The 21,006-nt window shown below is 35.0% G+C and carries 18 protein-coding genes; 11 read left to right on the top strand and 7 right to left on the bottom strand.

Annotation, left to right across the window (positions count from 1 at the left end; all coding sequences use genetic code 11):
* Positions 1 to 37: 37 nt before the first annotated feature.
* Both FF52_RS04675 and FF52_RS04670 read right to left on the bottom strand, forming a co-directional pair.
* Entirely contained in the window at positions 38 to 637 is a 600-nt protein-coding gene (locus tag FF52_RS04675) for an REP-associated tyrosine transposase (RefSeq protein WP_008463401.1), read from the bottom strand.
* Between the two features lie 446 nt (positions 638 to 1,083).
* Positions 1,084 to 1,452, bottom strand: a complete 369-nt coding sequence (locus FF52_RS04670) for a hypothetical protein (RefSeq protein ID WP_035690820.1) — start codon at positions 1,450 to 1,452, stop codon at positions 1,084 to 1,086.
* Between the two features lie 558 nt (positions 1,453 to 2,010).
* Between FF52_RS04670 and FF52_RS23340 the strand changes: the two genes are divergently transcribed.
* From FF52_RS23340 to FF52_RS04635, 7 genes are all read left to right on the top strand, one after another.
* Positions 2,011 to 2,361 carry a hypothetical protein gene (locus tag FF52_RS23340; protein ID WP_008463399.1) on the top strand — a complete coding sequence of 117 codons (351 nt, stop codon included), beginning with the start codon at positions 2,011 to 2,013 and terminating at the stop codon, positions 2,359 to 2,361.
* Between the two features lie 217 nt (positions 2,362 to 2,578).
* Positions 2,579 to 3,673 carry an efflux RND transporter periplasmic adaptor subunit gene (locus FF52_RS04665; protein WP_008463397.1) on the top strand — a complete coding sequence of 365 codons (1,095 nt, stop codon included), beginning with the start codon at positions 2,579 to 2,581 and terminating at the stop codon, positions 3,671 to 3,673.
* Between the two features lie 50 nt (positions 3,674 to 3,723).
* Positions 3,724 to 6,840 carry an efflux RND transporter permease subunit gene (locus FF52_RS04660; RefSeq protein ID WP_035690817.1) on the top strand — a complete coding sequence of 1,039 codons (3,117 nt, stop codon included), beginning with the start codon at positions 3,724 to 3,726 and terminating at the stop codon, positions 6,838 to 6,840.
* Positions 6,841 to 7,029: 189 nt separating this feature from the next.
* A complete protein-coding gene (locus FF52_RS04655; RefSeq protein WP_008463394.1) occupies positions 7,030 to 8,520 on the top strand; it encodes a TolC family protein in 1,491 nt (496 codons plus the stop codon).
* A 385-nt stretch (positions 8,521 to 8,905) separates the two neighbouring features.
* Entirely contained in the window at positions 8,906 to 9,466 is a 561-nt protein-coding gene (locus FF52_RS04650) for a Crp/Fnr family transcriptional regulator (protein ID WP_008463393.1), read from the top strand.
* 73 nt (positions 9,467 to 9,539) lie between these two features.
* Complete coding sequence (locus FF52_RS04645; protein WP_008463391.1) at positions 9,540 to 9,866, top strand: DMT family transporter; 327 nt, start codon at positions 9,540 to 9,542, stop codon at positions 9,864 to 9,866.
* A 386-nt stretch (positions 9,867 to 10,252) separates the two neighbouring features.
* On the top strand, positions 10,253 to 10,699 hold the full coding sequence (locus FF52_RS04635; RefSeq protein WP_008463388.1) for a GNAT family N-acetyltransferase: 447 nt from the start codon (positions 10,253 to 10,255) through the stop codon (positions 10,697 to 10,699).
* 4 nt (positions 10,700 to 10,703) lie between these two features.
* Here FF52_RS04635 and FF52_RS04630 read toward each other — a convergent pair whose 3' ends face one another.
* Positions 10,704 to 11,567: a LysR family transcriptional regulator gene (locus FF52_RS04630; protein ID WP_008463386.1), complete on the bottom strand. Its 864-nt coding sequence runs from the start codon at positions 11,565 to 11,567 to the stop codon at positions 10,704 to 10,706.
* 62 nt (positions 11,568 to 11,629) lie between these two features.
* Between FF52_RS04630 and FF52_RS04625 the strand changes: the two genes are divergently transcribed.
* The gene (locus FF52_RS04625; RefSeq protein ID WP_008463384.1) at positions 11,630 to 12,151 is read left to right on the top strand and encodes a GNAT family N-acetyltransferase; all 522 of its coding nucleotides are present in this window, start codon (positions 11,630 to 11,632) and stop codon (positions 12,149 to 12,151) included.
* A gap of 1 nt (position 12,152) precedes the next feature.
* The gene (locus FF52_RS04620) at positions 12,153 to 13,040 is read left to right on the top strand and encodes a DMT family transporter (RefSeq protein ID WP_008463382.1); all 888 of its coding nucleotides are present in this window, start codon (positions 12,153 to 12,155) and stop codon (positions 13,038 to 13,040) included.
* A 283-nt stretch (positions 13,041 to 13,323) separates the two neighbouring features.
* Here the strand turns inward: FF52_RS04620 and FF52_RS04615 are convergent, their stop codons facing one another.
* Both FF52_RS04615 and FF52_RS04610 read right to left on the bottom strand, forming a co-directional pair.
* Positions 13,324 to 14,658, bottom strand: a complete 1,335-nt coding sequence (locus tag FF52_RS04615) for a sensor histidine kinase (RefSeq protein WP_008463380.1) — start codon at positions 14,656 to 14,658, stop codon at positions 13,324 to 13,326.
* Between the two features lie 2 nt (positions 14,659 to 14,660).
* Positions 14,661 to 16,010: a sigma-54-dependent transcriptional regulator gene (locus FF52_RS04610; RefSeq protein ID WP_008463378.1), complete on the bottom strand. Its 1,350-nt coding sequence runs from the start codon at positions 16,008 to 16,010 to the stop codon at positions 14,661 to 14,663.
* Between the two features lie 286 nt (positions 16,011 to 16,296).
* Here FF52_RS04610 and FF52_RS04605 point away from each other — a divergent pair, with 286 nt between their 5' ends.
* Together FF52_RS04605 and FF52_RS04600 are read left to right on the top strand one after the other, a co-directional pair.
* The gene (locus FF52_RS04605; protein ID WP_008463377.1) at positions 16,297 to 17,007 is read left to right on the top strand and encodes an ABC transporter ATP-binding protein; all 711 of its coding nucleotides are present in this window, start codon (positions 16,297 to 16,299) and stop codon (positions 17,005 to 17,007) included.
* Positions 17,008 to 17,011: 4 nt separating this feature from the next.
* Positions 17,012 to 19,423, top strand: a complete 2,412-nt coding sequence (locus FF52_RS04600; protein WP_008463376.1) for an ABC transporter permease — start codon at positions 17,012 to 17,014, stop codon at positions 19,421 to 19,423.
* Positions 19,424 to 19,488: 65 nt separating this feature from the next.
* Here FF52_RS04600 and FF52_RS04595 read toward each other — a convergent pair whose 3' ends face one another.
* Entirely contained in the window at positions 19,489 to 20,100 is a 612-nt protein-coding gene (locus FF52_RS04595) for a DUF417 family protein (RefSeq protein WP_008463375.1), read from the bottom strand.
* Positions 20,101 to 20,179: 79 nt separating this feature from the next.
* A complete protein-coding gene (locus tag FF52_RS04590) occupies positions 20,180 to 20,992 on the bottom strand; it encodes an AraC family transcriptional regulator (protein WP_008463374.1) in 813 nt (270 codons plus the stop codon).
* Between the last annotated feature and the right edge of the window lie 14 nt (positions 20,993 to 21,006).

Below are 21,006 nucleotides of genomic sequence, written 5' to 3'. Positions count from 1 at the left end.
AAAAACTTCTAAAAAGTCTCCGACTTTAAAACTAAAACTAATACAAGCCATAAATATTTATTGATTTCGGATCCAACACATTTACTATTGGATTATCAGCCTTCTCAATTTTCAATAAGCCTGAATCATTTACATAATTAGTTGCGCTTGAATAAATATAATCTGAAGCTTTAGCCACTAATCCAGCTCGCACGGGATTCAAATGTACATAATGAAGCTTTGACCACATAAATTCTAGCGAATAAATTTCTTCTGCGTGGTTTCCGTATTGCCAAAATTGATATTTTTTATTTCTCTGATGGCCTTCAGCTGCAAGTTCAAAACGTTGCAGCATCCATTCTTTTCTGCTTTCAGGGCTATTTTGAATTTTTTCTAGAATATTTTTTGCAACAAACTTTTTAAAATCTCTTATCAAATCTGACAGTTTTCCATCTTCAGATTGTATTATTAAATGCATATGATTACTCATAATCACGTAACCGTATAAAATCATTCCTTTGTTTTTAATACAATAATCGAGAGACTCTATAACTATATCACGATAACATTGACGCGTAAAAACATCAATCCAGTCTACAATTGTCGGCGTAATAAAATGTGGTAGTTTTTGATCTCGAATAACATAACCTTCTTTCATTTGATTTTTTTTATTCAAAAATAACGATTTTTCTGACTTATTAGTTTTTTTAGAAGTAATCGTAAAAAGTCGGAGACTTTTATCAGGTTTATAATATCTGAGACCAAAAAAAATTGCGCAAAGTCAGAGACATTTGCGCAGCTTTTCAATTCAAGTATGGCACTCTTTGTAGAGCTGGGCGTGGGCAGCTTTTCTATTCAAATATGGAACTCTTTGCAGAGCGGAGGTTCTCGTTATTGTTAAATTCAACTTTATTTATTTTTTTAAATTTAATACTCATAACTAATGTTTAATTTAGGAATAGTTCTTTGTAATGCTGAGCCTTTTTGTACAGCAAGCAACTATCATCTCTAAATTACTTTTTTTACTGATATTTATTTTATTTCAATATATTAGAGATCTAAAATCTCATATTCTTAATCTTGAAACATAACCAATTTGAACTACTATGACAAAATTTGAGCTATCTCTTTAGTTAGATTATGTATTACAAGCCATTTTGGATTAGTTAAAAAAGAATCACTATTCCAATCTTTACTCTCAATATCTTGTATAAGAACAAATAGTCGTTCTAATTTAAATCTAACTTCATCGTCAATCAAATTTTCTGAATGAAGTTTATTAATATTAATAGGATTTAAAAAGGTATAAAAATCTCCTTCTAATTCTTCTAAATTAAATTCAATTAAATGATTTCTCTCATCAATGTTAATACAGTTTGGAACTACCATTAATTTTAATGTATCTTCTAAAGACTTATAGACACCTATTATCTCGTTATCTTTTCTTTGCATAGAATATTCTTGATTTATCATTAGCTGTTGCTCTATAACGTTCCCCTACAACCTTATACTTACCTATTGAACCTTTACGTATTTTTTAATATGTTGAATTTGGATGGTGGCTGTTTCCTGTAGTAAATGAGATGAATCCATCACCACCTTTCTCTAGAAATTTCCAACCATCACTTGATAGCGCGGATTTGCAATCCGTGATCCCAAAAGCTTTCTGGATCTACTTTGCGTTACCTCTAGCGCTTCTTAAAAGCACTGAACCTCAAAAAATCTCCGACTTTAAAACGAATACAAGTATAGAGATATATTGTTTTTAAATCCAAAAATTTACTACGGAAATATCAACTTTTCTTCAATTTCTCATAAGTCTAAAACATTTAAATCATAACTTATAACCAAACAAAAAATCAATCCCCTAAAAACCAACTCCAATTATTATCAAATTTTTAAATCTCATGGTTTTTAAAATAATTTTAAGAAACCTTATTTTTCAAATTACTATATTTGGCGCACGTTAAACAAAATAAATCCTCTTTTTAAGGAACAAGATTATAATTACCGCTGCACTGAATGAAACCCATGAAGTTCATATATATCTTCCTACTATCGCTGCTTTGCTTTTTCAGAGGCACCGAGACGTATCAGCCGATTCATCATTTCAGCAATTGTATTACCTTAGATAGTGTTGCGGCAGACGACACGCAGATTTTTTCTTCGGACTTTTCTTCTTCTAAGAATTTAGAAGTTCATTATAAACTCAAAAAGAAAATGAAATGCAGAGCGACTACTTTAGAACAAAGTACGATCAAAGCTCCGTATCTCAGCAATTTGGTTAATTTCAAGCTTTATAAAGAAAGCTTAATCTATGGTATAGCTTCAATATACCATATCGAAAGGCATCCTCATCTTCATTTGTACCAACTTTTCTAGGCTGCAAAATTTCGTCGTTTTTATATTCTAGCATTCTGGAACAATACCTCATTTACGCATGTGATTGAGTTGCTATTGTTATAAAAACATTTCTCTAAAACGGTGCTTTTCCAAATAAAAGCATCCGTACGCCTTATTATTTTCAAAATCCAAATTCAGACTCCCGATATTTTACTATCCAGGGAGCACGTCTATTTATTCAAAAAATTTAAACCTAATGATGAGCATTTATAAAAATCAATTTCTTTTATGCACCTTGGCTTTATTCGTTTTAGTCTCGTGCGGTGATAAAGCAAAAAAAGATTCAAACAACATAAAAACGGTTCCTGTTTATAAGGTAACCCTAAAAGACACCATAGTTTCGAGCAAATTTGTTGCCGATGTGCATGCTAAAAACAATGTAGAAATTCACGTTCGTATTCCGGGTTTACTGGATAAAGTTTACGTTAGCGAAGGACAAAAAGTAAAAAAAGGGCAAATCCTTTTTAAAATAAGCGATGTTGAACTTCAAATTCAGTTACTAAAAGCAGAAGCCGTTTACAAAAGCGCAAAAGCCGATTTAAGAATTGCAACTGTAGAATTGGAACAGGCTCAAACCCTTTTTAATAAAAAAGTAATTGCAGATAAAGAATTAGAATTATCTAAAGCAAAATATGAAGCCGCTTCCGCGAAAGTTGCACATGCAGTTGCCGAAAGAAAAGCAATCAACCAACAGATTAGCTTCACCACTATCCGAGCGCCATTTGACGGCACAATCGACCGTATTCCGTTCAAAGAAGGAAGTTTAGTAGAAAACGGTTCATTATTGACTACTGTTTCTCAATTAGATGATGTTTACGCATATTTCTCAATTCCAGAGAATACCTATTTCCAAATGATGGAAGACAAAACTTTAAACACGCAAGGTGATATCAAATTGGTGTTGCCAAACGGACAAGTTTATGATCAAAAAGGAGAATTAAGAACTGCCGACGGAGAAATCGACAGACAGACTGGTTCTATTCAATACAAAGCAAAATTTCACAATCCGCAAGGATTTATCAAACATGGAACTTCTGGAAAACTCATTATTTCAGAACCCAAAACCAATGCAATTTTAATTCCGCAGAAAGCTGTTTTTTCTATTCAGGACAAACAATACGTTTTCCGCGTGAACAAAGATGGAGTAGTTAAAATGACGAATGTTACAATCGAAACGACTCTAGATGATGTGTATATCTTGAACGAAGGTCTAAAAAGCGACGACCTAATCGTGCAAGAAGGCACACAATCATTGAGAGACGGCGATAAAATCAACATGAAACAAATGTAGGTTATCGACCTGTAAAACAGTTATTTAATTATTTATCTAAAACATTCAAAATGATAGAGTTATTTATCAGAAGGAAAATATTGTCATTAATCATCTCGGTTATGATAGTCCTTCTGGGATTGCTGGCGTTGTTGCAGCTTCCTATTACCCAATTCCCAGACATTGTACCACCGTCTGTAACCGTTACAGCAAAATATACAGGAGCAAACGCAGAGGTTTCGGCCAATGCCGTCGCCCTTCCGTTAGAAAGAGCCATAAATGGAGTTCCCGGAATGACCTATATGTCAACCGTAACTTCCAACGATGGTTTGACTTTAATTCAGGTTTTCTTCGAAGTAGGAACCGATCCCGATCTGGCTGCCGTAAACGTACAGAACAGAGTTACGACGATTCTGGACGAACTTCCAGAAGAGGTTATTCGTGCCGGAGTTACGACCGAAAAAGAGGTAAACAGTATGTTGATGTACTTGAACATCACAAGTACCGACAAAACTCAGGATGAGCAGTTTATCTTCAACTTTACCGATATTAATATTCTTCAGGAATTAAAGCGTATTGATGGTGTCGGACGTGCCGAAATCATGGGGCAGAAAGAATATTCGATGCGTGTTTGGCTAGATCCACAAAAGATGCTTTCGTATAACATTTCGGCAAATGAAGTGATTGCTTCGCTTCAAAAACAAAATATTTCTGCCGCGCCAGGTAAAGTGGGTGAAGGTTCAGGACAGATGAACAATCAGCTGCAATATGTAATTAAGTACGGCGGAAAGTTCTTTGAACCAAAACAATACGAAGAAATTCCTTTGAGAGCCAATTCAGACGGAACTATCTTAAGATTGAAAGACATTTCGAAAATCGAATTTGGCGCGATGAGTTACGGAATGGTTTCTAAAACCGACGGAAAACCTTCTGCCTCAATCATGCTAAAACAACGTCCAGGTTCAAACGCTTCTGAAGTTATTGCCAGCGTAAAAGAAAAAATGGCTGAATTGAAAGCCTCTTCTTTTCCTCCTGGAATGGAATTTAATATTGCCTACGACGTTTCACGTTTCCTTGACGCTTCGATTCATGAAGTATTAAGAACTTTGGTTGAAGCTTTTATTTTAGTAGCGTTCGTCGTTTTCCTTTTCCTTCAGGATTGGAGATCGACTTTGATTCCTGTACTGGCAGTACCTGTGGCGCTTATTGGTTCGTTTACCTTTATGTCGATGATGGGATTCTCGATCAACTTATTGACGCTTTTCGCTTTGGTACTTTCCATTGGAATTGTGGTCGATAACGCCATTGTCGTTGTCGAAGCCGTTCACGTAAAAATCTCCGAAGAACATATGTCGCCAATGGATGCGACCATTAGCGCGATGAAAGAAATTACAGGTGCCGTTATTGCAATTACCATTGTAATGGCCGCGGTATTTATTCCTGTTGCTTTCTTGAGCGGTCCTGTTGGGGTTTTTTACAGGCAGTTCTCATTGACCATGGCCATTAGTATCGTGATTTCAGGTATTAACGCGCTTACCCTTACTCCTGCCCTTTGTGCGATTATGCTAAAAGCGCACGATCCTAACAAAGAGAAAAAATCGCTTTTAGACCGTTTCTTCCATAGATTTAATCACTGGTTTGATAATATTACTTCAAAATACATCAAAGTATTAGTGAAATTCGCTGATCGCAACACTGTAACCGTTGGTTTATTAGTGCTTTTCTGTGTATTAACTTGGGGAACAACTAGATTTTTAGCGTCAGGATTTATCCCAACCGAAGATCAGGGAATGGTTTACGTAAGTGTTACAACACCACAAGGAGCAACAGTTGAACGTACCGAAAAAGCTTTGGACGAAGTAACCAAAATTGCTCAAGGAATTAAAGGTGTCGACAACGTAACGACTCTTGCGGGTTATAGTATTGTAACCGAGATCGCAGGAGCTTCGTACGGAATGGGAATGATCAACTTAAAAGACTGGAGCGAACGCGATATTTCGGTTACCGAATTCATGGCAGAACTTACCGAAAAAACCAAAAACATTACCGACGCACAAATCGAGATTTTTGCACCACCAACTGTTCCTGGTTTTGGTAATACCAGTGGTTTCGAGCTTCGTTTATTGGATAAATCTGGCGGAAGTATTACCAATACCGATAAGGTAACCAAAGAATTCATTAAAGAATTAAATGCTTCGCCAGAAATTCAGAACTCATTTTCGAGTTTTGATGCTACTTTCCCGCAATATTTAATTCATATTGATTATGATTTGGCTGCTAAAAAAGGAATTTCAGTAGATAATGCCATGAGCACTTTACAAACTATGTTAGGTTCTTTTTATGCAACCAATTTTATCCGTTTCTCTCAAATGTATAAAGTGATGGTTCAGGCAAGTCCGCAATTCCGTCAAAATCCAGAAAGCATTTTGGATATGTATTTGAAAAATGATGCAGGCGAAATGGTTCCGTTTTCTACTTTCATTAAATTAGAAAGAGTTCACGGACCAGAAGTTTTAACGCGTTACAACATGTACATGTCGGCTATGATTAACGGTGAACCAGCCGAAGGTTACAGTTCTGGAGATGCCATTGCTGCTGTTGAAAGAATTGCCGCAGAAAAACTGCCAAGCCGTTTTGAAGTGGAATGGTCAGGTATGACGCGTGAAGAGATTTTGTCTGGTAACCAAACCATATACATTTTTGCCCTTTGTATACTATTTGTATACTTACTGCTTGCGGCTCAATACGAAAGTTTATTGCTTCCGTTCCCAGTACTTTTAAGCCTTCCAGTTGGAGTTTTCGGTTCTTACATTGCACTTGTAATGGTCGGACTGGACAATAATATTTATGCTCAAGTAGCGCTCGTCATGCTGATTGGTCTGCTCGCCAAAAACGCCATTCTGATTGTAGAATTCGCCATGGCACAAAACAAACTCGGACGAGATATTGTCGAAGCAGCGATTGAAGGAGCCAGACTTCGTTTCCGTCCAATTTTAATGACCTCTTTTGCTTTTATTTCAGGATTGATTCCGCTGTGTATTGCTTCTGGTGCGGGTGCAATTGGTAACCGTTCGATTGGTACAGCAGCTGCGGGCGGAATGTTAATCGGAACCGTCTTTGGGCTTTTAATTATTCCAGGGCTTTACATACTGTTTGCAAAATTGGAAAAACGAATGAGTAAATCTTAATGTATAATTTTTAAACACATAGAATCATAGAATTTAGAGAATCTAAAAAGGCGTTTCACTAGCATAAACACACATAGGCTATGTGTTAGAAACTAGTTTCTTTCAACTCCCTTTTCAAAAAAAAGAAAATCTATGTTTCTATGTGTTAAATAAAAAAATACACAGAAGATTCAACAAATAAATTAAACAATGAAAGAGATATTAAATCAATATAAAAATGCTGATATGCAGTTTATAAGGACAACCAAAAGTGCCGTTATAATAACCGGAATTCTACTTTTGACCGCTTGTTCTGCACCAAAAGTCAGCAACAAACTAGACGCTGCAAAACTTCCTGAAAATTTTGATGCTCAAAGAAAAGAAGCTTCAACCGAAACATTTATTCCGTTAAAAACAGAGACCTTCTTTAAAGATCCAAAATTAGAAGTTTTACTAAAGAAAGCCATTGCCAAAAATCCTGATTATTTAATCATGCAGGAAAGAATTCTTATTGCCAATTCGCATTTAAAAGTGGCAAAACTGGCGCTTCTTCCCTCTTTAGATCTTGTGGCAGATGCATCTGGAACACATTTCGGAAAATACACTATGGAAGGTGTTGGAAACTATGATACCAACTTTTCTCAGAATATTACCGAAAAACAAAGAATAAACGAAGATGTTACTCCTAACCTATTTTTAGGAGCAAAAGTTTCTTGGGAAGCCGACATCTGGGGAAAACTGAGCAATCGTAAAAAAGCGGCTCAACAAAGATTTTTTGCTTCTCAGCAAGGAATGCGTCTTTTGCAGACGCGTCTGTTGGGCGATATTGCAGATCTTTATTTCAAATTGATTGCTTTAGACAAACAAGCCGCTATTTATGACAACAACTTGAAAACACAAGAAAAAGCCCTTGATATTGTTTCGGCTCAAAGATCTGTCGGAAAAGCTACAGAATTGGCTGTACAGCAGTTTAATGCACAAAACAATAACATTCACGCCGAAGCTTCAGAACTAAAATTAAGCATTGATCAGACTGAAAAAGCTTTATTGACTCTTTTGGGTGAATATGGAGGGAAAATTGACCGAAGCAATGATTTTCTAGCAGGGCATTTGGAGGTTTTAAACCAAAAAATAAGCGTAGATTCTATCATTCATAAAAGACCAGATGTATCTGAAGCTTATTTTGAATTATTAGCAAGCAACGCTGACGCTAAATCGGCTCGCGCCGCTTTTTTTCCAACGGTAAATCTAGGCGGATATGCAGGTTTCAATTCGTTTTCATTCAACACTTTTTTTGATGCAGGTTCTTTCGCTTGGCAGTTGCTGGGCGGATTAACAGCTCCTGTTTTTAATAAAGGACAGATCAAACAGGAATTTTATGTTTCCAACAGAAGACAAGAAATATCATTCCTTCAATATCAGAATGCAGTCACCACAGCTTTCAATGAGTTAAGTGCTTTACTGCACCGAAACGAAGCTTATGAAGACGTTTTAAAATATAAATTGAACGAAATTGATCATCTCGAAATTGCCGTAAACGTCTCAAACGATTTGTATTTGAGCGGTTATGCCAATTATCTGGAAATCATCAATGCACAAAAAAATAAATTGCAGGCCGAACTGGATTTTGTTGATATCCAACTTCGAAATGCAAACTCACAAGTATTGCTTTACAAAGCTTTAGGCGGAGGAATAAATTAGTTTATATGTTGGTCAAAAATTGCTTCTGTTTATAATAGCTCATCGCAGAGGTTATTTTATATCCCATTTCTTTTGAAGTGGGATTTTTTTATTTAAAATATGACCCGTTGGACTAAATTATTTTTAACACATAGATAAAAGCCATATATTTTACCGCAAAGTCCGTAAAGTTTTTTTAGAATCATTACAGTGAAAAAGCTCTCAAAGCTATGTCTGCAGAAAGCTTTGCGAACTTAAAATATCGATTAGGATTAGTCTCAAAATAAAAATGTCTTTGCGAACTTTGCGTTAATTTTTATACCCTTCAACAGGAAAGCAATTGTTTTTTTATCGAAATTTTTCGGTTACACTTAACAACTATTATCTTTATTCCAAAAAACAAAAAATGGATATTTCCAACATTCTTGATCGCATACACGAACTTCCTGAGCAGTCTAAATTGGCTCTGCAAAACAATGTCACAGAAATAGCTCTTGTTAAAGGACATATTTTGCTAAAAGCCAACAAAATAGAATCTAATATTTATTTTATAAAGAAAGGATTGGTCAGAGCTTATGTTGAAAGAGATAATGAAGTTACGTTTTGGTTTGGAAAAGAAGGTGAAACCATCATTTCGATGAAAAGTTACGTGGAAGATCAGCCCGGATATGAAACTATCGAACTTTTGGAAGACTGCGAATTATACGAACTTAAAACAGAAAACCTAAGAAAACTCTTTAATGAAGACGTTCACATAGCCAATTGGGGACGAAAATTTGCCGAAAAAGAATTAATCAAAACAGAAGAACGTTTGATTTCTAAACAGTTCAAAAATGCGTCTGAACGTTATTTGGAATTAATGAAAGATCATCCTGAACTGCTGCAAAGAGTGCAATTAGGACATATCGCTTCTTATTTAGGAATTACACAAGTCAGTTTGAGCAGAATTCGTGCAGAATTAAAATAATTTCATTTTTTATCATTTGTTAATTTTTTTCTGATTTTCATAAAAGAACTTTGCACCACAAAATTTTAACTATATGAACTGGATTATTTTAATCATCGCAGGACTATTTGAAGTAGCCTTCGCCTCATGTCTCGGAAAAGCAAAAGCAACAACAGGAACCGAAATGTACTATTGGTATATTGGTTTCTTTATATCATTAACCGTAAGTATGCTTTTACTAATTAAAGCTACAGAAACACTTCCACTAGGAACTGCTTACGCTGTGTGGACAGGAATTGGCGCTGTTGGAACTGTACTAGTAGGAATCTTTATTTTTAAAGAACCTGCAGCTTTCTGGAGATTGTTTTTCTTAGCCACTTTGGTTGGTTCTATTGTGGGTTTAAAAGCGGTTTCTCACTAAATATATATTTTAAGATTATCCTCAACTTTGTCAAAGTTTAAAACTTTGACAAAGTTTTTTTTTTTTAAACACATAGGAATTCTCCAATCTTGTCATTCCAAGGAAGGAGGAATCACACTAGAAAGTCCGCACAGAATGTCTACTATCTTTGTCGAATCTCGAGTGTGATTCCTCCTTCCTCGGAATGACAAACTGTTGCCTGAACTTTGTCAAAGTTTAAAACTTTGACAAAGTTTTCATCTTGGAATTTGGACTCGAGCGATAGCGAATAGGCGAAGCAATTTAAAAGAACTAATGCAATTCCAGCATCACATGATAAAAAAATAGCATTTTTAATCATTACTCAGGCTTTTATCTTTGTCAAAAATTAAAGCCTAAAATAAAAAATGACATTCAGCCATTCCATTAAATCTTTTGACGAGTTAACCAATCACGAATTGTACGATATGCTTCGGTTAAGAAGCGATGTTTTTGTAGTCGAACAAAATTGTCCTTATCTCGATTTAGACAATAAAGACCAAAAAGGTTTTCATTTATTGTATTATGTCGATAACGAATTGGCAGGTGTGACGCGCTTACTTCCAAAAGGAATATCGTATGATGAAGTTTCGATCGGAAGAGTTGTAATTGCCAAATCCCATCGCGGATTAGGTTTAGGAGTAAAACTAATGGAAGCTTCGATTGAAGGTTGTGAGGAAAAATTTGGAAAAGGACCAATTAGAATCAGTGCGCAATACCATTTGTCCAATTTCTATCAATCTTTAGGATTTGTAGAACAAGGAGAAGTTTATGATGAAGACGGAATTCCGCATATTGGAATGCTGAGAGCTTAAGGGTTTACGGAATAATCAATTTCAAAACATTGGCCAAAACCGGGTTATGATCTTCGGTTCTCCAATTGACATATAAATCGGTCTCTAAAGGCAACTTTATAAATCGGATTCCTGGAATTTCATGATAAACATACGAATCGGGTAAAATGGCAATTCCGAGTCCTTTTCGAACCAAAGCGATAATTGCAGAACCAAATTCGGAATAAAGATAAACTTCGGGAGCATTTTCGAAAGAATTAAACAACCTTCGGATAAGATCACTATAACTGCTTCCTTCGTCATTGGTTGGTAAAATAAACTTTTGAGAAGCAAGCGTTTCCTTGGTTAAATCGGCAGGTGTCTGATAAGGATGATCTTCTGGAACGACAATTGCCAAATAATCGGTTTGGATTTTTTGAGACTGAATATCTTTATCGGTATTAATATCTCTGGTAAAAGCCAGATCAATTTTATAATTGCGAAGAAAATCCTGCTGATTCTCGTATAAAACCTGAACTAGTTTGATTTTAAGCTTCGGAAAAGCGTCTGAGATACGGGATAAGATTTCGGGCATAGCAGAAGCCGAAATAGAATCGGGATGAGAAATCGTAATCGTACCGCTCTCTCCCAACTGAATCTGGCGGGCAGATTGATGAATAAATTCCAATTTACTCAATTCTACCTCCCATTTTTCTTTTAAGAATTGGCCAGCGGCAGTAAGTTTAACATTGCGTTTGTTACGTTCAAACAACTGAACGCCCAGCTGATTCTCAAGAGACTGAATCTGACGGCTAAGTGCTGATTGTGTAATATTCATTTTTCCGGCAGTATTCCAGAAATGAAGTTCGCGAGCCAAAGCCAAAAAATATTTAATCTGCTGTAAATCCATTGATGCAATTTACGCATTTATCAAGAATAAAAAACAGCTTTTACGCATTAAAGAAATAAAAAATGAACGATCTAAAAATAACTAAAGCAACGATTGATGATGTTTTAAAGCTTCAATCTATCGGCAGACAAACTTTTTCTGAAACTTTTGCCGATGTCAACAGCGAAGAAAACATGAAAAAATATCTGGACGAAAGCTTCGCTACAGAAAAACTGAGTGCTGATTTGAAGAATCCGTCTTCTTATTTTTATTTAGCGGTTTTAGGCGAAAAAGTTGTGGGCTACCTGAAACTGAATACTGCAGATGCACAAACCGAAAAAGAAGATTTAAACGCCTTAGAAATAGAACGTATTTATGTTGCAAAAGAATTTCACGGCAAAAAAGTCGCGCAAGCATTATATGCTCAGGCAGAAAAAATAGCCGAAGAAATTAAGGCAACCTATGTGTGGCTTGGCGTTTGGGAAAAGAATTTCAGAGCTGTGAGTTTCTATACTAAAAATGGTTTCGTACAATTTGATACGCATATTTTCAGATTAGGTGACGACGAACAAACCGATTTAATGATGAAAAAAGTATTGATTTAAAATGGAAAGAAGACAGCTTTTATTGTTTTTATTAATTCTTGGCACTGCATTTTGGGGAATCTCATATTCTATTACCAAAATGGCAATTGGCGAATATTCACTAAATGTATTTTTATTTTACCGTTTCCTTTTGGCTGTCGCGGTATTAAGCATTATTTTTTGGAAATATGTTAAAGACATCAATCGAGAAGCTATTAAAACAGGTTTTTTGCTTGCTGTTCCAATGTTTTTAGGCATTCAGCTACAAACTGTTGGACTTAAATATACAGATGCTTCACAATGCTCTTTTATTGCGGGATTAACCGTTATTATTATTCCACTATTAAAACTGGCAATTTATAAAACCAATGCTTCTCTAAAAATCTGGATTGCTGCTTTAACGGCTTTAACCGGTTTATTTATTATTGCCATTCAGGATAAATTCACCATAAACTTCGGGGATTTATTTACCATTGCTGGTGCGTTTGCTTTTGCGGTTTATTTAATTGCTGTCGAAAAACATTCGGCTACCAAAAACCTCTTATATTCCATTGTGCCAATGTTTGCGTTTTGTGCGCTTTTTACTTTTTTAATAGCGTTGGCAGATAGTTCATCAGAATGGTTCCCTCAAAATAATACCTTTTGGATGGGCGTAATTTATTGTGCTTTATTTTCTACAGCTTTTATGTACACGGTTTCAAACGTTTCACAACGTTACTTATCGGCAGAACGTGTAGCGGTTATTTATTTGTTTGAACCTGTTTTTGGTGCAATTGGTGCTTTCTTTATTTTGGGCGAAAACCTAACTTGGCGTTTGCTTTTGGGCGGAACTTTAATTTTTGCTGGAACTATTATTTCTGAAGTCAATTTTAAAAGTGAAAAACTAAAACTGCTGATTAGAAAAAACTAATGCTTTTCTTGGTTTTAACACATAGAACCATAGCTGATTGGAGTTTATAAAGGCGCTTCACTTTTCTAAAAATCACATAGCTGTCTTGTAATCCCAAAGCTAAACTTTGGGCTAAGTTTAATATTTACTTTGAGCTCTACTTTTCGTAAACTTTTACAAAGTTCTCAAGCAGAAATGACATCTTTTATATCTATGTGTTAGAAACTAGTTTCTTTCAACTACCTTTTAGATAAAGAAAAAAATCTATGTTTCTATGTGTTTAAACAAAAACTTTGACAAAGCATTAATCCTCAATCAAACTAATCTCAAAAACCGTTTTTTCATTTTCGTTTTTATGCGAAATATAACCTCCATGCGCTTCAATAATATTTTTGGATAAAGTCAGGCCAATACCAGCGCCTTCGGGTCGAGTGGTAAAAAACGGGAGAAATATTTTTTCTTCAATTTCTTTTTCAATTCCTTTTCCGCTATCTGAAACTTTTATAAAAATGCGATTATTCTTGGCTTCTGCCGAAATAGAGATTTGTTTCAGATTGCTGTTTTCTAAAGCATTAATAGAATTCGTCAATAAATTAATAAACACTTGTTCAATCTGTTGCGAGTCGATATTTATCAAATAGTTTTGAGTAACAGAATTGGTAACTTCGATGTTGTTTTTTCTCAACAACGGATTCATAATCTGAATACAGTTTTCAACCACCTGCTGCAATGCTGTTTTTTCTTTCTTAGGAGAAGGAAGCATAGCCAGTTTTCGATACCCTTCAACAAATTTCTGCAAATGATCGCTTCGTCTCAACATTGTCTGCACACTGTGTTTGACATCTTCTAAATCTTCTGCCGAAAGCGAATCTTGCTCTACTAAATCTTCCAAATTCTGGCAAATAGAACGAATAGGCGTTATGGAATTTAACAATTCATGCGAAATCACTTTCATCAAATTGATCCAAGCATCCTTTTCTTTTTTTTCAACCACACTCTGAATCGAGTCGAGCAAAACAATAAAATAATCCTGTTCGAAAATTTCGGTTCGTGAAGCCTGTAAAACAAACGTCTGTTTACTTTGTTTGTTTATACTAAGCTCAATCGAAGTTTTGATTTCATGAAAATCATCTTTTTCGATAATTTCACACAAAGATGGCAGCTGATTCTTGAGGTATTTCCATTTTGAAACTTTAGGCACATTAAAATGGCTCGAAAAGTAATCATTCATTAAAAAAATACTCCAGTCGTTTTCTTGCTTTTGCAAAATAATAACGCCCGATTCTATATTGTTTAAAATCGAACGGTAAATAATATCTCTCGTAACTTGCTCATTTTGCTTGTTTTTTAATGTTTCATACAAAGTAAAAAGCTCGTTATATGTACTATTGAATTTATGTTTAGAAAAATCAGAACTAAAATCATCCTGCAATATCGAAGAAATGGTTTTATTATAAATCAAAACCATATTTCTAACATAAAAATACATTTCTCTTCCAAGCAGAAAAACCATACAGAGACCAAAAATCCCCGTAAAAAGCAAACCAATTCTAAAGAAATACAGCGACAATTCGATTCCGATCACGATAAAAATTAATCGTAGAAAAAGGAGTTTGTAAGTTTGTAAAGTCCTTAACATAACTAGTCGATATTGATATTAAATTTCTCCAAACGTCGGTACAGCGCGCCTCTTGACAAACCCAGTTCTTCGGCTGTTTTACTGATATTGTTGTTATTCTTAAGAAGTGCTTTTTCAACCGCAGCTTTTTCAACCGAAGAAAGCTGAATATCATCTGAGTTTTCTTCATAAGGCGTAATCGTTTCTAAATCTAGATCGGAAACCGTTATGGTGTTATTTTCGCAAAGAATTACGGCACGTTCAATTTTATTTTCCATTTCGCGGATATTTCCGTTCCACGCATGTTTTTCAATCTGTTCCAAGACTTTTTTGTCAAAAGTGATTTCGTCACGACCATATTTTTCAATCATTTTATCCAAAAGATATTCGGCAAGCGGAATCTTATCTTCGTGACGTTCTCTCAGCGGAGGCAGAACAATTTCCATTGTATTGATGCGATAATACAAATCTTCGCGAAAATTTTTATAAGCAACTTCTTGTTTTAGATTCAAATTGGTTGCTGTGATAATTCTAACATTCAAAGGCCTTCCTTTCGTTTCTCCCAATCTTGTTACGGTTTTGGTTTGAATAACTTGAAGTAGTTTTGATTGCAAATGAAGGGGCACATTCCCAATTTCATCCAAAAAAATAGTTCCGTTTTGCGCCATTTCAAAGCGTCCTGCTGTATCCGTTTTAGCATCGGTAAAAGCGCCTTTGGCATAACCAAACAACTCGCTTTCGAAAATATTCGAATTTAAAGAACCTAAATCGACTGCAATAAACGGCTGGTTTTTCCTTTCGGATTGTGTATGAATATGATGCGCGAGAACAAATTTTCCGGTTCCATTTTCACCTAAAATCAGAACATTAGCATCGGTTTTGGCGACTTTATCTGCCAGTGAATAGGCCTTTTTTATAATTTCAGAACTGCCGACAAAAAAGTCTTCTTTTAGCTCAACCTCTTTATTTTTCTTCTGTTCTTTTCGAGATTTATCTACGGCTTGTTTTACCGATTCTAAAAGCTTTTTATTTTCCCAAGGTTTTAGAATATAATCAAAAGCACCCGATTTTAAACCTTCGACAGCTGTTTCTACTTTTCCAAAAGCCGTCATAAGAATGACAACTGTTTTTGGCGAAAGCGTTTTGATTTCCTTCAAGAGATACAGCCCTTCTCTCCCATCTTCAAAACCTAATCTGTAATTCATGTCTAATAACACTACATCAATGGCATTTTTCGCCAATAATTCGACAATGTTTTTCGGATTATTGAGCGTATAAATGTTTTCAAAATACTTTTTCAGATAAACTTTTGATGCAAAAAGAATGTCTTCCTGATCGTCGATGATTAAAATAGATGCGTTGGTCTTTTTCATTATTGTTCAGTTTTGGACGAAAGGTGTCCATTTATGGACAGTTTAGATTTTTATCAAAAAATAATCCCTTAAAAACAAGGCTTTTACAAGGTTTAATTTACTGGCACGAAAATCACATTAGAACTTGTAAATCATTAAGAATTAACCTCTTTAGGAAGTACAAATAACAAAATAAATAGCGATAAATTAAAAAAATTTTATCTTAATTTTCAGACTTGTTTCTGTTATTTCCGAAGGGCATAAAAATTTTAAAAGAAAATCAATCAAAAATTAAAACAGTCAAATTATGATTACCATTACAAAACTTTCGAAAGTATTTAGAACTGAGGAATTAGAAACCAAAGCATTGAGTGAAATTTCGTTAACCATTAATCAAGGCGATTTTGTTTCGATTATGGGACCTTCGGGAAGTGGAAAATCGACTTTATTGAATATTGTTGGACTTTTGGACAGCGCTTCAAGCGGAAGTTACCAACTTCTTGATCAAGAAATGGTCGGCTTGAAGGAAAAACAAAAATCGCAAGCCAGAAAAGAAAACATCGGATTCATCTTCCAGAATTTCAACTTAATTGACGAATTATCAGTTTTTGACAACATCGAATTGCCTTTAATTTATAGCAATGTGCCTTCTGCCGAAAGAAAATCGCGAGTAAACGAAATGGCAAAAATTTTGGGAATCGCACACCGATTGAAGCATTTTCCGCAACAGCTTTCAGGCGGACAGCAGCAGCGTGTAGCCGTAGCAAGAGCTTTAATCAATAATCCGAAAATTATTTTGGCCGATGAGCCAACAGGAAATCTAGATAGTAGAAACGGAAACGAGGTTATGGAATTACTAACCGACCTTCATGCTAGCGGATCGACAATTTTGATGGTGACACACTCCGATTATGACGCTTCTTTTTCGCAAAAAACCATTTTCATGAAAGATGGTGCAATTCTTTCAGAAAAAGTAAATCATAGAAATGTTGATGTATTGGTAAATTCAAATTACTAGGGTCATGCTTAAAAACTGGACAAACATATTTATTTACCATATTAGGAACAACAAATTCTTTACAGTTCTAAACATATTAGGCTTAAGTATCGGAATTGCAGGTTTAATCTTTGCCATTCTATACTGGAATGACGAACACGCTTACGATAAGTGGAATCCTGAAAAGGATAAAATTTATAACGTAATGAATGATTTTGGCGGGGGAAATATCTGGACAACAAACTCTCCAATTCCTGGCCGAATGCTAAAAGAAACTACTTCTTATTTAGAGCAATATTGCTATTATAGACCGTATTATACAAAAGAAACGATTCAGTACAACGGAAAAATAGAATTGGTCGACAAAATCTTTTCGGCCGAAAGGAGCTTCTTTTCTTTTTTCCCTTTTGAGTTTATTCAGGGCAATGCCAAAACAGCCTTTAGCGATCGCAACAGCATGGTGCTTTCTAAAGAAACTGCCACGCGCATTTTTAAGAATGAAAATCCAATAGGCAAACAGGTAAAATATGCCGATCGAATTTTTGTTGTTCGCGGTGTTTACAAATTACCTGAAAAATCGTCGGTAATGCCAGCTGTAGTGACTCCCGTAGTTGAAGAAGAATTAGAAAAAAATAAAGAAAACTGGGGTTTCAATTACGGATTAATGCTTAAGCTGAAAAAACAAAGTGATACGACAGCTGTAATTCAAAATTTGGATAAAATATTTCTTGAAGACAACTACAAAAAACAAGCAAAAGCTGAAGGTTTATCTCTTGAACAATTTATAAAACAATATGGAGATCCCATAAAATCAAGGCTTCTTCCGCTTTCAAGGGCAAGACTTTTTCAAGGTAATTATGCGTTTCCTGAAAAAAATGGCAATTTACAGTTCTTGAAGATTGTAATGGGTTTATCAATCTTAATTTTAATTCTTTCGATTGTAAACTACATCAATATGGCAACTGCAAATGCGATAAAACGTGCCAAAGAAGTTGGAGTTCGCAAAATAATTGGCGCTTCAAAGTCTCAAATTATTGCTCAGTTTGTATTTGAAACCACACTAATGACGTTATTTTTTGTTCTGCTGGCCATGGTAATTGTTGAGCTTTCACTGCCCTTCTACAATTCTTTTTTAGAAAAAAATCTAGTCCTAATCGGAGCTCAATTTTACTTTCAGCTGATTGTAGTTTTCTTTGCTGTAATATTGGTTTCCGGCGTTTTTCCAGCAGTTTACATTTCAAATTTTGAAACTCTGAAAGTTCTAAAAGGCAATTTTTCGAGAAGCAAAAACGGTGTCTGGATTCGTAACGGAATGCTTGTTTTACAGTTTTCTATTGCTACTCTTTTTATTATCGGGTCTTTTATTGTTTACAAACAAGTAAACTTTATGATGGCGAAGGATTTAGGTTTTAATGGATCTCAGGTTATGGATATTTCATTTAAACCGCAAAAAGGAAAAAATCAATATGAAAGGTATAAAGCAATTAAACAAGAACTTCTAAAAATTAAAGGCGTTGAAGGTGTTTCTGCTGGAATGTTTTCTATTGGAAGCAATGAGAATTCTTGGCAAGGGCTGCACTATAAAGCAAATAAAGAAGTGATTACGCAGCAATTGCCTATGGATTTCGGACAGCTGAACCTCTTAGGAATCAAAATATTAAAAGGAAGAGATCTGAATCCTGAATTGGCAACAGACAGCATCTCGAGCGCTTTATTGAATGAAACCGCGGCCAAAACCCTAATGGTAAAAGACCCTGTAAATCAAGATATCACATTTGGAGGTCAGAAATTTAAAGTGGTAGGTATTGTCAAAAATTTCCATTACATCGGATTAGAATATAATGTTGCTCCAATGATCTTTTTTCATATTAAGGCGTTTGACTGGATGACTAATGATATGCGAAATATTACGGTCAAAATATCTCCAGACCAAATGCCCGAAACGATTGCAGCTATAGATAAATTCTGGAAATCTAAAGTAGATCAGGAATATCCGTTTGAGTATGATTTCGTAGATAAAAACTTCGCCAGAACCTATAAAAAATATCAAGATCAGAGAAATCTGTTTGCTCTGCTGAATGTGGTGGTCATATTAATTGCTGTTTTCGGATTGTTTGCTTTGGCTTCTTTTTCTATGGAAAGAAGACTGCGCGAAATTGCCATCAGAAAAACGCTTGGCGCTGAAACCAATACTTTGCTAAAAGAATTATCCAAACAGTATGTCGTTTTCTGCATAATTGGTTTCCTTATCGGAATTGTTCCTGCCTATTTATTAATGCAGAAATGGCTTGAAAACTTTGCTTCTCGAATTGAGATTCCGATACTGCCTTTTCTAGCAGCTTTTGTTTCGCTGTTATTTCTAACACTGACAATTGTTTTAGCCAAAGCCTACCAAGTAACAAAAGTGGATGTGCTGAAATATTTAAAATACGAATAAGTTAGTTTTGAGTTTTTGTAAAAAGCTGTGCAAGTCTGAGCCCTTGCGCAGCTTTTTTATTTTGATTAAGCGTAAAATCTTTTTAAAATTTTCTTGGCACTATCTGAAGCTACAATCAGTCCACCACTCATCATGATAATGTCTTTGAGAACCAAACGGCCTCCAACTGAAAGATACGGAAAACCAAACTGTGGCGTTGGAAAATCACCTCCCAAATTCGGAACGTAAACTTCTGGTGTTGTAATTAAAAATGATAAGGTTACAAATGCCATTCCGAATGTCAGAAGTCCTCCCAAAAGACCAATTTTAGGAAACCAGATGCCTAAAAGAACCAATAAACCTATTGTTACAATAACAGTTCCTAATCCGTAAGAGAAAATGTATGTGCCGTTTTCTTCGTGCCATTTGATGTTTCTCTCAACAGTTTTGCCTTCGAGGTTTTTGTAAAGTGTGTAGGCTTTTACCGTTTTTCCTTCATCATTTACAATTTGTTTATCGGCATCTTTATAAAAGAAACTCATAAACGGACTATTCGCGACAAGCGGAACTATTCCGTCTGCTTCATATTTAAAGGCTTTTAATCCGCCAATCCAAGCCATTACAACAAATATGGCAATTCTTAAAAAGTGAATAAAGTTGTTTTGTCCACCAGCAATAAATCTTATAAATTTTTCCATTTTGATTATGTTTTAAATACATATCAAAATTACTTTACAGCTAACGGGATAAAAATGGACGTAAAGGAGTTTTCATGGATTATTTTGCCACGATAGAAATACCGACTTCTTTTCTAAATACTGTAGGCGAAATTCCAACACTTTTCTTGAAATAGCGGCTGAAATAGAATTCGTCTTCAAAATTAAGATCGTCTGCTATTTCTTTTATCGTTTTGGTTGTCAAATGCAGCAATTTCTTGGCTTCCAAAACAATTCGATCTTGAATAAGCTGAGAAGGTGATTTTCCGAAATGCTTTTTAATTCTTTTACTAAAAGTATTCACACTCAAATTGTATTTTGACGCATAAAAAGCAACTTCTTTTGCTTCTAGAAAATGCGTGTCTAACAAATGCTGAAACTTCAAAATATCAGCATTTCCTATAGATTCCTGAATTTGTGGTGACATTTTAAGTTGTTTTTCCTTGCTGCTTAAAGCTAGAATAACTTGCAAATAGGATTTTATAATCGAATTATCATAATCCAAATCAGAGTCTTCCACCCTTTTCATTCTTTCCATAATACTCCTAATTTCTTCGTAAATAAAATCGGAAACAGTTACAAAAGGTTCGCTGTAAATATCATTAAATAAAATTCCGTTGCATGCCACTTCTTTTTTATGATATTCAATGCAGTAAAAATCTCCGTGAAAACTTAGAATATTTACGAAAGACGCTGTCGAACTTTTCCATTGCAATAATTGATACGGCGTTAAAAACAAAAGACTCTTTCCTTTGCATTCATAATCAGTTAAATCGACAGAGAAAACAGCTTCTCCGTCAAACATTAGAATGTTGTAATAAGGCTCGTTGATTTCCTTTTGAAGAAAAGAATATTGCTGCAGTTCGATTTTCATATTACTAAATTACG

The organism is Flavobacterium sp. F52, from assembly GCF_000278705.1.
Taxonomy (GTDB): Bacteria; Bacteroidota; Bacteroidia; order Flavobacteriales; family Flavobacteriaceae; genus Flavobacterium; species Flavobacterium anhuiense.
The sequence above is the reverse complement of the archived record's forward strand: the minus strand, read 5'-3'. Positions and strand labels throughout refer to the sequence as shown.